Raw genomic sequence first — 13,654 nt, 5'->3', positions numbered from 1 at the left:
CCATGCAGAAAATCTACAGAATAAACAAGATATTCTTTAGCATCCAGGGCGAAGGAAAGCGCGTGGGAACGCCGCAGGTATTCGTGCGTTTCAGCGGATGCAACATGAAGTGTCCCTTCTGCGACACAAACCATGAACCCTTCGACGAAATGACCGCCGAACAGATTATTCAGACCTGTCTTTCCATCGCGGGAAATTGCAGGAGCGTTTCCTTCTGCGGAGGTGAACCCACCTTGCAGCTGGACGACGAACTCATAAAGGCTTTTGATGGCTGGTACAAGTCCATCGAGACAAACGGAACGCACAAGGTTCCGCAGGGCATCGACTACATCGTCTGTAGTCCCAAGACTTCGCGCATCGAGCCGGACAATATCGACGAACTACGTTTCGTCATAAAGGCTGGCGACCCGCTGCCTACTCCGTGTAAGACAGCGAAACGCATGTGCCTTAGCCCATGCTTCGACGGGGACAACCTCGTCAAGGAAAACCTCTATCACTGCATAAAGCTGGTGCAGGAAAATCCCAGCTGGCTTCTCTCGCTTCAATGGCACAAGTTCATCGGTATCGAGTAGCCTGTTTCGTTTCAAGGGCGGGTTTCTTCCTGCCCATTCCCATAGGAGAAAGCAATGTATCGAGTATGCAAGAGACTGGAAATTTCGGGAGCGCACCGTCTGGAACTCCCTTATCCGAGCAAGTGCAGCAACCTTCACGGCCATAACTGGCTTGTGACCATTTTCTGCAAGAGCAAGACTCTCGACAATGACGGAATGGTTATCGACTTCACGCACATCAAGAAGATAATCATGGAAAAGCTCGACCACGCCTACATCAACGACGTGGTGGATTTTAACCCGACAGCCGAAAACATGGCGAAATGGATTTGCGACCAGGTGCCGTTCTGCCACAAGGTCGTTATTCAGGAAAGCGAGGGGAACCTGGCGCAATATGATAAAGACGAAGAAGATTGAACAGCTTGTACGGCAGCTTCTTGAGGCGCTGAACGACAACCCCGACCGCGAAGGTTTAAGGGACACGCCGCGCCGTGTCGCGAAATACTACGCCGAAATGTTCGAAGGCCAGAACTACACGAACGCACAGCTCGCGAAGAAGTTCGGCAAGTGTTTCAAGCAGGATGCGGACGGTCAAATCGTTTCCGTTGACGACATAACGATTTTCAGCCACTGCGAACACCATCTTGCCCTCATGTACGACATGAAGGTTTCAATCCGCTATATCCCGCACGGGAAAGTTCTCGGACTCTCCAAGTTCGCGAGGATTTCCGAAATGGTGGGAAAGCGTTTGCAGCTCCAGGAGAAAATCGGCAGCGACATTGCCGAGGTAATTATGCTCGCGACTGGAAGCAAGGACGTAGAAGTTCGCATCGAGGCGAAACACGCCTGCGTCACGGCAAGGGGCGCAAAGAACTGCAACATGGTCACGCGTACGCTTTTCTCAAGCGGCGCCTTCAAAACTCACTTGACCTCAAATGTCACGGAGTCTATAAGCTGATGCGTGTCGATAAGCGGAGTAGCACTGGGCCGTCCTTGCCTGATTCTCGCCTGCACGGTAGCATCGCGCAGCGGCTCGTACTTTTCGCTGTCGCGCATCGCGAGCGTGATGCAGTCCTTCAAGCGCATCCCCAGTTCCTCGCACATCGTCTGGACGGTCATTTCGCCGTTGATTATCTGCGGGAGATACTTGCGTTCAAGTTTCGGCATGATGGCGCGAAACCGTTCCATGGCAAAACGCAGGAAGGGCCTTGCCGGAATTTCCGGGTAGTGGACGCCCTCAAGCGTCGTCCCTTCCTTACGGCCGTAATTCAGCGTTCTCGCTATCAACGAATTGGAAGCGGGTTCCCTCAATGCGGGAGTCAGCTTTCCCGTCTTTTTTCTGTAATCGAGATTTTCCTTCGCTTTCCGTGCAGTCCCGTTTCCATCTATCCAGCCCGATAGAATGGTCTTTTCGTTCAGCTTCTTTAGAGCGTCAAACCTTTTTCTCAATCCCTCGAAATCCGTGATAGCCATATCCACAACATAGGAAAAACTTTGTATGGGGAACAAAATCTTAAACAAAGACCTAATCACGCCTAAACCGGGCTACTTCACGATAAAGGAGGTGGCCGACAAAATCGGCTTCAACCACTTCACTGTCTATGACTGGGTGCATACCCGCGGTATGCCCGTGAGAAGAAGCTGCAAGCGCGGACGCATGACCGTTTACTGGCCCGATTTTCTGCGCTGGTGGAAGGAGTTGAGGAACGACTGATGTATGGCAGATTCCCAGGACATGAGGGCCATCGGCAAGCTCGGAGGCTTGGCGTCTTCAAGGAGCAAGCTGAAAGCGAAGGAGGCGCGGGAGGTCGCGAGAAACGTTCTCGGGACAAAGTTTCGCCTGTCCGAAGGACGCTTGAAGGAATCGCTCCGAAGCATCGGAATCCAGGTGGAGAAGCCCATCGAGCTTCGCGCCGCAATCATTTCAGTTATGAGTGGCATGGCTCTTTCCGGCAACATCAAGGCGGCGCGTTTCGTGTTCGACATAGCGGAGGAAACGGAAGATTCCAAGCTGACACGCGCAAAGCGCAAGATGCTCGACAGGATGGTTGAAAACCCCGATGCAGTAAACATCGACACAAACGGAGAAATCCCCACGCCCGACGAATTGAGCGAGATAAAGAGGCAGGCGCGGGAACTTGGCATTTACGAGAATGACACCACAGATTGAACAGCTCGCAAGGACGAACCTTCTTGCCTTTGTAAAGGCGACGATGCCGAATTACAGCATCGGGTGGGTCCACCGTGAAATCTGCGCTCGCCTCATGCGTTTCTACACCGACGTAATGGAACGCAAGAGTCCCCGCCTCATTCTCACCATGCCGCCGCGACATGGCAAGAGCCAACTTGTAAGCAAGCATTTTCCGGCGTGGTGCTTCGGTGTAAATCCCGACATTTCCTTCATGGCGTGCAGCTATAGCGACGGACTTTCCAGGCGCGTGAACAAGGACGTGCAGCGCATCATGGAAAGCAACGAATACCACCGCATATTTCCGCGAACGACCTTGCCGCCGCGAGGAAGCAAGTACACGCGCTCGACAAACCTAATCGAAATCCCCAACAGGAAGGGCAGTTTCAGGAGCACGGGTATCGGCGGAAGTATAACGGGTATGGGCTGCGAAATCCTCGGCATCGACGACCCGCTGAAAGACAGGCAGGAAGCGAACAGCATCACCATACGAGACAGGATTTGGGACTGGTACACATCTACCGCATATACGCGACTTTCTCCGGGCGGGGGCGTCCTCGTCACGCTTACGCGCTGGCATGAGGACGACCTGGCGGGGCGCCTGCTCAACGCCATGAAACAGGGCGATGGCGACCAGTGGACGGTCATAAACTATCCCGCGATTGCCGAGAAGGACGAACCGCACCGCAAAATCGGCGAGGCGCTGCACCCGGAAAGATACCCGCTTGAAATGCTCGAAAAAATCCGCATCAACGTGGGAAGCTACGACTGGAACGCACTCTACCAACAGCACCCCGCACCAGTCGGCGGAAGCATCATCAAGCGCGAATGGCTGCAACAGTACGAAATCTTGCCCAAGGTTTTCGACAAGATTATACAAAGCTGGGACTTCACCTTCACGGACAGCGCATCAAGTGATAACGTAGCGGGAACCGTCTGGGGAAAGGTCGGGGCGCGTTTCTACCTCATTGACTGCGTATGCGCCAAGATGGACTTTGTTTCGAGCATCCGTGCTTTCCAGCGTATGAGCGAGAAGCACCCCAAGGCAATCCGTAAAATCATTGAAGACAAGGCGAACGGCCCCGCAATTATAAGTGCGTTACGCAACAAGATTAGCGGCATCGTTCCCTTCACACCGCAAGGTTCAAAGGAAGCGCGAGCCTTTGCGGTAAGCCCGCTGTTCGAGGCGGGAAACGTCTATATACCCAAACAGGATGCAGAACATCCCTGGGTTCGCGACTACATCGACGAACTGGTTTCTTTTCCAAGCGCTCCGCACGATGACCGCGTGGATTCCACCACGCAGGCTCTCAACTACTTGGCAACTGGTATGGGGACGGGCCTTATCAGCTTCATCTAAAAGGAGAATAAATCATGGAAACTGCAAAGATAAGGGACGGTGCCTACGGCAATTTCGTAACGGGAATGGGCCGCAGGGACACCGACAAGACGGAAAATACTTTCGTCAATCCCTATGCGGGAACGGATATTGTCGAGCTTGCACGCATAAAGGTGCAAGACGGCATCGCCGCACGAATTGTCGAATGCGTCCCCGAAACAGCTTTCAAGGAACCCGTCACCATCACTGGCGACAGTTCGGGCAAGGTATTCAAGGAGGCTTCCGCCGTAGGGCTTTTCGAGGCTCTACAGCTCGCTGGCGAATACCAGCGCCTCACGGGTGGCGCCCTGATTGTCTCGGAGTACGAAAACGAGTACGACATTGAACAGCTCAAGCGCCCAGCACCGGAAAATCGAAAGATTTCGCAATACCGTGTTTACAGCGCTGGCAAGGTGGAGTTTCAGCCCACGGATTTCCAGGGCGACACGCCCAAAGTTTACCGCGTCGTCCTTCTTGATAACAAACGCATCGAGATTCACCCGTCGCGCTGCACGGTCATTCACGGAAAAATAGTCCCCGACATTCTCCAGGGAATACCAATAAGGGAACGCTTCTTCGGCATGCCTGCGCTGAAAGCGTGTGAACAGAGTTTGAAGAACCTCGCGAACGTCGTCGCGTCTATCGTCAACATGGCGACGGAAACGGGCGTGATGCTTTTCTCGCTGGAGGGCTTCAACGAAATGCTTTCCAAGCCCGACTGCGGAATACAGGACGCACAGCAGCTCATAAGCCTCGTAAAGGTTTCCATGAGTTCGTTCCGAGGCGTATTCTCCGGCGCGAACGACAAGTTCCAAATCCTAAGCCACAATTTCGCGGGACTGCCCGAAGTTCTCCAAAAGGCGATGAACCTCGTCTGCGCGGATTCGAGAATCCCCGTAAGCATCCTTTTCGGTCAAAGCGCGACCGGACTCGCCCAGACGAACGAGGGCGACTCCAAGGCATACGCGGAACTTGTGGAAAGCTGGCGTTCCCGCTACATCTACCGCCCCGCCTGTTCGCTCATCGCCGACCTTTCGGAAAGGAACTGCGGCATCGTCTGTTCGGAATTTGAATGGGGCGCCGTCACTACAATGTCCGTAAAGGAAAAGCTCGAAGCGATGAAGATGCAGGCGGAAATGCTCAACATCTACTATCAGATGGGCGCAATAGACGAGCAGAGCATCCGCGAGGGAATCTTCAAGAACGGACATTCCTGGGACATTTCCGTAAAGGACTAGAACATGGCTGGCAGCTTCGTAAATTTCGTCAAGAACGTGGAACGGCTCGGACAGAAGAAACGCGGACGCAGGCCCGTGTTCAACGCGCACCAGTTCTATCCCAGCGCCATCGAGGCGGACCTTGAACGCGCAACGCGGGAAGAATTTCTTCGCGCCCTGGAAGAAAACATCCAGCTTGCGCTCCGGGGCTTCACGGACGACATTGACGACCTGACGAAAGCCGCTGCGGAGCTGCCCCCCGAATTTGTCAAGAAGGTTTCCTCGCTTGCCTATGCAGTCGGCGTCAAGAACGGCTGGAATTTCAGCGAGTACGCCAAAATGACCGTCGGACAGCCATATTTCCCGCCACCAGCGAAAGACGAGATTTTCGAGGCTTGGAAGAAGAACTTCCTGCAGCTCTGCATCAGTGCGGAAAGCGACGCCAAGGCGGACATTTCCCGTATCGCCACCGAGGCGAAGATGAAGGGTTGGAACAAGAGGGAACTGGAAGCGGCCATCCGCGCCAAACTCCCCGCCGAAACGAAACACCGCGCAGAACTCATCGCGAGAACAGAGACCGCCAAGCTCAATTCCGCCGCGAGCATTTCGACGTACAAGCAGCTGGGCATCCGCTACTATGTATGGCTCACGACTTTGGACGGTCGCGACAGGGAAACGCACACGCATCTGAACGGCCTCATCTGTAGCCTGGACAATCCGAACGTCTATTACGAGGAAACGCCCGACGGCCTGGTCGAAAAGGAAAGAGCACCCTCGATGTTCCACGGAAATCCGGGCGAGGATTTTCAGTGCCGCTGCTCCATGGTCGCCTGGGACCCCGAAATCGACGGAAAATACGAGGTCAAGGAACGTCCCGAACAGGAAAAGGGCGCAGAACAGCGTACAGAGGCTTCTACGGGCGAAAACCTTCACAAGGTGGAACAATCTATCGCCGAGCAGGAAAAACAGCTGCAACAGCTCAAAAACGAGCAAATGCAGCTTTTGAGCCGTCAAAGGCTGGAACAGGCGGCGGAAAAGCGCCATGCCCGAAGCGCCGAGGAAATCGCGGACATTCAGAAGCGCTGGGACGAACGCAAGTCAAGGCGCAGGCTCAAGGAAGCCGCCGAACAGCGACATTCCCGCAGAACTTCGCAGGAAGCCGCAGCAATTCGCAAGGAATTGCAGGAAAGGCTCGATACGCGACAGACAGCGCACAGGCTTTTGCAGGACGCGAACGGTATCAAGGGCCTACCCGAAATAGACGAACTGGAAAAAGCCTTGCAGAAGGGCGGCAAACAGGCGTACAGCGACATGAAGAAGCTCTCCCGAAAGCTCGAAACAAGTCTGGGTACATTGAAGGGCTGCACGTATCTTGCAGACCCCATCCAGGCAGCAAGGGACTTCGACTATTCAACCGCCATCACCGTCAACGAATCCGTAAGAAAGAAGCTCGAAGGCATGGGCAGCTCGCTCGCAGGCAAAAAGCACGACCTGGAATTTGAAATCGACTGGGTTGAAAAGCACAAGAAGTACGCGAGCTGGAAGGTGGCACAGGACGCCTACAAGAAAGCCCTCGCCGAAGTGGAACGGCTCATCGACTGGGAAACGGAACTTGGCCGCGTGGACTCCATCAAGATATTCCTCAAGAATCACCCCAAGTCCGCAGTTCTGAAAAAACTCACCAGCGACATTGACGCGCTTATCGCCAGGGGCGACAACGCCGCGAAAACGGAAATCAAGGAACTGCTCAAGAAAGCGGAAACGAGAAGAAAGGAAATCGAGTACAAGGAAGGACTGGAACGCCTCAAGAAAATCAAGGCTGGCATCAAGTCCGGTTCAAGCGTCCCGTTCTCCACGAACATTTCCATCGACGACCTTCGCGCCCTCAAGGGCGACAAGTTGCCACCCACCCTCGGACACCTGGACACCGCCATCGAGAAGTACAAGAAAGGCCATAACTACGGCTCGGCGACAAAGAAGCACGCCGCAGAAATCGAGGCGACGATGCGCGAGCTGTTCCAGAAACACGACCTGGGGATGCACATTGACGACGACCTGCTTGAAAAGGTTTTCAACAGCCATTTCAAAAACACCTTCGAGACGGGAAGCTCCGGCGGGTATTGTGGCCCATCGCTCAATGCCGACGGCTCAATCAAGCAGAGCCATGCACGACTGTCCGCAGCGCACAAACTGTTTGACCTGGGTTCGACGGAAAAGGCGAACCAGCTCAATATCTCGCAGTATGAAAAGTACGGAAACCTTCTCGACCACGACAAACTACGAGAGGCGACGACGCACAACCGCGCCACCCAATACGGAAATGTCGCGGTACGCTTCAAGAAGGACAAAGTGACCTGTACATGGACAGCTGGCGACAGTCTCGGTGAAAGATACCAGCCCAGTCTCGTCACCGACCCGAAAGCGGTTTCCTATGACGATATGTACGAAAGCAAGCTGCCAGTGAAGGGAACGCAGACGAACGACATGACGAAATTCCGCAGCGACAACATCAGCAGCTATCTTGAACTGCAATTTCACGGCGATGTGACGGTCGATTGCGTGGAGTCGCTGACGTTCCCTTACGACCTAACAGAAAAGACGAAGTCCAAGTATCTTGGCTTCGCCCAAAAGTGGAAATCCATCGGAACAGAGGTTTTTTACATAAAAAACGGCAAGCTGGAGAAGCTCTAGTTGCAGATTATTGTCTTTGCTTAGACAAGTATTCATTCAAGGCTTTATTGCAAGACCCATAGCTGGTATAACGCAATGAGCTAACTTGATTTGCTGGATTTTTAGTTCCTTCGAGCACGACTCTGTAATCCCCATAAAGTTCTATGCACTCGTATGCAACAGGAGTCTTTTTGCCATTTAAGTAATTATCCAAATCGCGATTGCAGGATTTATAGTTTGAGTAGCGTTTCGAGCTAACCTGATTTGCCGGATTTTTAGTTCCCGCAAGCACGACTCTAAAATCTCCATAAAGTTCTATGCACTCGTATTCAACGGGAGTCTTTTTGCCATTTAAGTAATTATCCAAATCGCGATTGCAGGATTTATAGTTTGAATAACGTTTTGAACTAACTTGATTTGCCGGATTTTTAGTTCCCGCAAGCACAACTCTAAAATCCCCGTAAAGTTCTATGCACTCATATTCAACGGGAGTCTTTTTACCATTTAGGTAATTATCCAAATCGCGATTGCAGGATTTATAGCTTGAGTAGCGTTTTGAGCTAACTTGATTTGCCGGATTTTTAGTTCCTTCAAGTACGACTCTGTAATCCCCATAAAGTTCTATGCACTCGTATGCGATAGGAGTCTTTTTACCATTTAGGTAATTTTCCAAATCACGATTGCAGGATTTATAGCTTGAATAACGTTTTGTACTGACTTGATTCGCTGTATTTTTAGTCCCTTCAATTACAACTCTATAATCTCCATAAAGCTCTATGCACTCATAATCCGTTGCATAAAGACAAGCAGATAAAAGGAGATACACTGAAAGAAATTTCTTTAGCATAAAGGGCCTTTATGACATTCGAGATTTAATCTTTGTCCCAATGGGGAAAACCAGCCGGGTCAACATAATCGCAGTCAATGACTTTATCTTGAGGATTCAAGTCTAAAGTTTGCTTTTTGACTTTCTTGACTTTGCATGGAACGTTATATTTTTCCATGAGCTTTTCCAAGTCTTTATCCATATATACCTTGTATGGAACGATGATAATAAATCTGCTCTTTCGGTTGCCCTTCAATCGCTATATCATAGTAACTGTGCGGTGTCATATATTTTTCAGTCAACGTGACAAAACAAGGGTGTTGCGTTGCAAAGACAAAAATTCCGCTTTCCTGCAACAGTTCATAAACAGCCATAAGAAGTGGTTCAATGTCCGTAATATCCATAATTGCCATATTAGAAACTGCTTTCGTAAAGGCTCGATTTCTTTTTAATTCTAATATACTTTTTCTATCGGTCGCATCCGCCACACAAAATTCAATTTGTTTTGCATATTGTGATTGCCGTCTTTTAGCCAATTCTATCATTTTTTTGCTGTAATCAAAAGCGACAACCGAAGGGCGTGTCCGCACAGGGACATCTTGAAATTGAAGGTACTACACCAGCCGATTGAGGGATGAAACGAAAAATCCGAGGCAGAGAGATATTCTCTTCCTCGGATTTTTTTATTTCAATAGACTCTCCGCCTCGAACTTGGTATATTGTGTTGCTGAGAAATGCGGTGCCATACACCACACATGGTTCGGAAAGTATGCTGTGAAAAAATTGCATCTTTTTTAATGCTGTCAGCGGTCTTTCCCTCTTTTCTCTTGTACGCATTGTATCGTCAGAGGCGTGGTTCAGAGCTTCCTTGTAACCCAGAGAGCAACGACCTGTATGTTTGGCTTCAGGAAGCCGCCCGCATCGACGAAGAAGAATATTCCTTCCATGGCATCCATACTGTCGATTTTCCAGTTCCCGGAGGGCCTGTAATTACAATAATTCTTCCTCGCTCCATTTTCGCCCTTCCTTCAACTTCGTGCTCTGTTCACCTTTTCACAACAATTCAATAGGCAAATTATGCTGCTTCAGAAAAGACAGCTTATCCCAATATCCTCTCTGAAACAGAATTTTACCATTCACAACATGGAAGAAGCCGCATCCCCGCAGTCCCAGAGGGTCCTTCCATTCTAAAATCGCCCACTGTCCATCTTCAAAGATATTCTCTACAATGGCAGTCATATCGGCAGTGGCAAATTCTGCTGTAAACATTTCACGGATTGCATCTATCCCAATCACGGGATCATTGGTCACCTGATGATTGGTTGCGTTATCATGGTACAAGCTCATAATTGCCTCTACATCATGGTTGTTAAAGGCATCTACCCATTTACATACTATTTCTTTTGGCCGTAACATAAATATTTCCTCCATATATCGTTAGCTGCTGTTTTCAAGATACACGATTCATGTAACATCACAATTCCCGCCGTTTCCACTGATCCAGGGCAGCTGCGACACAAATACCTGCCACAACGATCGTTAAGACGAGATAGGGAAGGTGGAAACCGTGCAGTGCTACCTCGTACACATCAAAATAACGCAATGGGGTCAGGTAGTCCAGGAAATGATTTCCTGTGTACTCGGCAGTAAAGGCCAACCCATAGGCAGCCAGCATGGAAATTGTTCCTGTCCGCACCGCAGCCTTATAGGATCGAAGCACACTGGAAAACAGCAGACCCAGGGCAAAAAAGAGAGTCTGGGTAAAGAACATTCCCATCGTTGTGGAAAGCACCGCTCCCGGCTGATCCAGACCGCCCAAAGGAAGAACGATCGTGAAATAATTACACACGCCGCTGAACAGGGCGAACACCAGCAGGTTCACTGCCGAAACGATCACCTTCGCCAGAACAATGGTTTTCCGCTTCACAGGCTTTGTGAACAGGTATTCCGATGTTCCGAATTTCTTTTCCCTTGCCACACAGGACAGTCCCAAAGACATGGCATAAGGAAACGCCAGCAGTCCCTCCCAGAAATAGATGCACACATACCAGCCGGTGGATGTCGTCAAGTCGCCTTTGACTCCGAACATGATCATGATCAGTCTCGGAAATTGGCTGACCATCGCTGCCATTTCATCCAGACTGTCCCGTAGGGACAGAAGCTCAAAATAGCAGAAACCGCACAGAAGCAGCATGATTCCCAGCCAGATCAGCAAAAGTCTTCTGGTTTGGCGGAATTCATTTTTAATCAATGTTTTCATGTTCACACCTCCTTAGCTGCGGAACTGAATGTCTTTTTTCAGAAAGACACCGTAAGAAAGCACCAAAAACAAGGCAAACAGCAGCACGCACCACCCAAGATACCGGAGGTCATAGAAGCCGGCTTTGGAGATCTCGGCGGCTCCGAAGAACGAGTAGGGAGACAGAAAACTGATAGCCCGGTTACTGACGATGTTGGAGAAGCTGGTAATGCAATACTCAACGAACACAACCAAACCGGCAGTCAGCAGCGGACTGCGGTTGCGGGAAAACAAAACTCCCACCATCAGCCCCATTGCAGCGAAGAACAGCGTCACAAGGGTCAGGGACAGGGCAATCAGGAAAAACTCTCCCCAAGGAGTTCCGGAACGGAATGTTGCCATGGCGAAAAGGGAAGCCAGCAGATACGCCGCACCCACGATCGCCACGCCGACAAACACCGTCCATGCCTTTGCCCAATAAATTGCTTTCCGGGGAAAGGGCTTTGTAAACAGGTATTCCGAGGTTCCTTCCGTACATTCTCTGGTGTGAATGGAAATGCCGAAGTGCATCCCGAAAACGCCGGAGGCAATCATGAAAAAGCTGGTCAGGAACCCGTAAATACCCAGCGGAGAGGTCAGGTATTCCATCGATACGCCGACGCTCCTGTAAAAGTCCGTGGTGCCCATGGTTTCAAAGAGTTCCACGGAGGCCGCATCCAGAAAGCTGTAATAAGTCGGTGTCATGAAAAAGATGCACGCAGCCAAGGCGATGGCCCAGCCCAGGATATAGGTTCGATGCCTTCTCAGTTCATATTTCAAAATGACCATGCCTGACACCTCCTTACGCATAGTAGTGCAGGAAGATCTCCTCCAAAGAGGGTTCTTCCAAAAGCACATCGTCCAAATGCAGCAGGTGAAGCTTGTCAATGATCGCCGTGATATTGCCGTTATACACAAAGGAAACAGAGGTCTTGTCAGGACTCTCGGTGTAGTTGGCAATGCCGGGCAGGCCCCAGAACTCACGGGGGATGGCCGTTTCAGCGGTAAGGCTGACCTTTTTATAGCCGCTTTCCCGCAGCTCTCGGATGGACTGAATGCCCACGAGCTTGCCCTCTTTTAAGATCGCCACCCGGTCACACAGCTTCTGCACCTCACTGAGGACATGGGAGGAGAAGAAAATGGTGGTTCCCCGGCTGTTCTCCTCCTTCAGAATATCGTAGAAAGCCTGCTGGATCAACGGGTCTAAGCCGCTGGTGGGTTCGTCCATGATCAGCAGCTTGGGCGAGGTCATGACGGCAGACACGATCCCCACCTTCTTCTTGTTGCCCAGAGACAGGTCTGCGATTTTCCGGGTCAGATCCAGATTGAGGCGCTCGGAGAGCTCATACATTTTCGTTTCGCAATTCATGCCGTACAGGTCTGCGCTGTATTGCAGCAGTTCCCGCACCTTCATGTTTTCATAATAGCTGTTTTCGCTGGGAAGATAGCCCACATCTCTGGCAATGACACTGGCCTTGGTCTGGCAGTCCAGGCCGAAAATAGATGCGCTGCCGCCGCTGGGATGGATCAGGCCCATCAGGGTGCGGATGGTGGTGGATTTTCCCGCACCGTTTGGGCCAATGAAGCCGAAAAACTCGCCCTGGTCAACAGAGAAGCTAAGTCCGTCAATTCCCCGATGTTTCCCATAGTGCTTGGTCAGCTTTTCCAAAACAATGATTGGCTCGCTCATTTCAGATACTCCTCCTTATAAAAATTTTTCCGCAGAATTGCGATGTTCTTCTCAAAATCATCCATGACGGTCTCAAAGTCAAAAGCATTTGCCCCACGGTACCGGGCCGCATATCCCTCGCCCATCAGAAGCAGCATCTGAAATACCGGCCGGGCATCCTCCGGGTTTTTGAATTTCAAAGCGTCCTCCTCCCGAAGAACCATATCGTTTCTGAAGCTGCAGGCTTCCTCTGTCAGAATCACCAGCGCATCGGCTACTTCGGGAGAAGTTTCTTCCCAGACGCTGGTAATAAACTGCAGGGTGAAGGGCTGATTTTGGAAGCTCTCCATTTCCATGCGGCTGGATGCCAGGATCCTGTCGAACAAATCCGTTTTGGAATCCAGATGTGCTTTTTCAAATATTTCTTCAATGACCTTTTTACAGTATTCCAGCAGATAAATATAGAGCTGTTTTTTGCTTCCGAAATACTGAAACATGGATGCCTTGGAGATATGAGCAGCCACTGCAATATCATTGACGGATGCTTTTTCATAACCAAATTTTCCGAAGCACTGAAGTGCTGCGTTCAGGATCGTCATTTTCTTTTCTTCCGTCAGCGCCAAAAATTTTTCCACTTTGATCCCTGCCTTTCAACGAAATAACCGAATCGGTTATTTATAATATAACACCAATAACCGATTCGGTCAACCCTAAAGATAAACAAAAAGAGGGTGAGTTTTCCAACTCATCCTCTTTCGTGGAGCCTCCCGGACTTGAACCGGGAACCAACGGGTTTACGTTTGTGATGCTTTCGCACCTCCGTGGACTATGTCTTCGCCATGCCCTTGCGGGTTTAGACGTGGGAGGCTTGTGCGGT

General features: G+C 50.8%; 15 protein-coding genes and 1 pseudogene. 7 read left to right on the top strand and 9 right to left on the bottom strand.

What is annotated here, in order from left to right; all coding sequences use genetic code 11:
* The first annotated feature begins 2 nt into the window (after window positions 1-2).
* From B7988_RS02935 to folE, 3 genes are read left to right on the top strand one after another with little or no spacing between them, the layout of a single operon-like run.
* A complete protein-coding gene (locus B7988_RS02935) occupies window positions 3-572 on the top strand; it encodes a 7-carboxy-7-deazaguanine synthase QueE (RefSeq protein WP_073321135.1) in 570 nt (189 codons plus the stop codon).
* 54 nt (window positions 573-626) lie between these two features.
* Window positions 627-968: a 6-carboxytetrahydropterin synthase QueD gene (gene queD / locus B7988_RS02930; protein WP_074207697.1), complete on the top strand. Its 342-nt coding sequence runs from the start codon at window positions 627-629 to the stop codon at window positions 966-968.
* A complete protein-coding gene (gene folE / locus B7988_RS02925; protein WP_170930520.1) occupies window positions 949-1,509 on the top strand; it encodes a GTP cyclohydrolase I in 561 nt (186 codons plus the stop codon). The genes queD and folE overlap by 20 nt, the downstream gene beginning before the upstream one ends.
* On the opposite strand, the gene B7988_RS02920 is transcribed toward folE, so the two are convergent.
* Window positions 1,473-2,024 carry a hypothetical protein gene (locus tag B7988_RS02920; protein WP_073321128.1) on the bottom strand — a complete coding sequence of 184 codons (552 nt, stop codon included), beginning with the start codon at window positions 2,022-2,024 and terminating at the stop codon, window positions 1,473-1,475. The two genes, folE and B7988_RS02920, sit on opposite strands and share 37 nt — an antisense overlap.
* A gap of 244 nt (window positions 2,025-2,268) precedes the next feature.
* Between B7988_RS02920 and B7988_RS02910 the strand changes: the two genes are divergently transcribed.
* The 4 genes from B7988_RS02910 to B7988_RS02895 are packed head-to-tail and all read left to right on the top strand — an operon-like array spanning window position 2,269 to window position 8,025.
* Entirely contained in the window at window positions 2,269-2,721 is a 453-nt protein-coding gene (locus tag B7988_RS02910) for a hypothetical protein (RefSeq protein WP_088656752.1), read from the top strand.
* On the top strand, window positions 2,705-4,099 hold the full coding sequence (gene terL, locus B7988_RS02905) for a phage terminase large subunit (RefSeq protein WP_073321119.1): 1,395 nt from the start codon (window positions 2,705-2,707) through the stop codon (window positions 4,097-4,099). Before B7988_RS02910 ends, terL begins: the two co-directional genes overlap by 17 nt.
* Window positions 4,100-4,113: 14 nt before the next feature.
* Window positions 4,114-5,355 (top strand): phage portal protein, encoded by a 1,242-nt coding sequence (locus B7988_RS02900; protein WP_073053481.1) that lies wholly within the window; start codon window positions 4,114-4,116, stop codon window positions 5,353-5,355.
* 3 nt (window positions 5,356-5,358) lie between these two features.
* Complete coding sequence (locus tag B7988_RS02895; protein ID WP_088656751.1) at window positions 5,359-8,025, top strand: phage minor head protein; 2,667 nt, start codon at window positions 5,359-5,361, stop codon at window positions 8,023-8,025.
* Between the two features lie 7 nt (window positions 8,026-8,032).
* On the opposite strand, the gene B7988_RS02890 is transcribed toward B7988_RS02895, so the two are convergent.
* From B7988_RS02890 to B7988_RS02860, 8 genes and pseudogenes are all read right to left on the bottom strand, one after another.
* Window positions 8,033-8,851 (bottom strand): hypothetical protein, encoded by an 819-nt coding sequence (locus B7988_RS02890; protein WP_073053485.1) that lies wholly within the window; start codon window positions 8,849-8,851, stop codon window positions 8,033-8,035.
* Window positions 8,852-8,876: 25 nt separating this feature from the next.
* Window positions 8,877-9,032: a hypothetical protein gene (locus B7988_RS15005; protein WP_170861496.1), complete on the bottom strand. Its 156-nt coding sequence runs from the start codon at window positions 9,030-9,032 to the stop codon at window positions 8,877-8,879.
* Window positions 9,031-9,405: pseudogene (locus B7988_RS02885) on the bottom strand (methyltransferase domain-containing protein); the annotation flags it as partial. The gene B7988_RS15005 and the pseudogene B7988_RS02885, both read right to left, overlap by 2 nt.
* A gap of 478 nt (window positions 9,406-9,883) precedes the next feature.
* On the bottom strand, window positions 9,884-10,246 hold the full coding sequence (locus B7988_RS02880) for a nuclear transport factor 2 family protein (protein WP_088656807.1): 363 nt from the start codon (window positions 10,244-10,246) through the stop codon (window positions 9,884-9,886).
* 58 nt (window positions 10,247-10,304) lie between these two features.
* Window positions 10,305-11,090, bottom strand: coding sequence for an ABC transporter permease subunit (locus B7988_RS02875; protein ID WP_026667057.1), 786 nt, complete (start codon window positions 11,088-11,090; stop codon window positions 10,305-10,307).
* A 12-nt stretch (window positions 11,091-11,102) separates the two neighbouring features.
* Entirely contained in the window at window positions 11,103-11,897 is a 795-nt protein-coding gene (locus tag B7988_RS02870; protein ID WP_035769273.1) for an ABC transporter permease subunit, read from the bottom strand.
* Between the two features lie 13 nt (window positions 11,898-11,910).
* Window positions 11,911-12,798, bottom strand: coding sequence for an ABC transporter ATP-binding protein (locus B7988_RS02865; protein WP_073053486.1), 888 nt, complete (start codon window positions 12,796-12,798; stop codon window positions 11,911-11,913).
* On the bottom strand, window positions 12,795-13,412 hold the full coding sequence (locus B7988_RS02860) for a TetR/AcrR family transcriptional regulator (protein ID WP_073053488.1): 618 nt from the start codon (window positions 13,410-13,412) through the stop codon (window positions 12,795-12,797). Before B7988_RS02860 ends, B7988_RS02865 begins: the two co-directional genes overlap by 4 nt.
* Between the last annotated feature and the right edge of the window lie 242 nt (window positions 13,413-13,654).

The sequence above is a fragment of the Fibrobacter sp. UWB1 genome, assembly GCF_002210325.1.
Classification (GTDB): Bacteria; Fibrobacterota; Fibrobacteria; order Fibrobacterales; family Fibrobacteraceae; genus Fibrobacter.
This window is presented reverse-complemented; position numbering and strand designations above follow the sequence as displayed.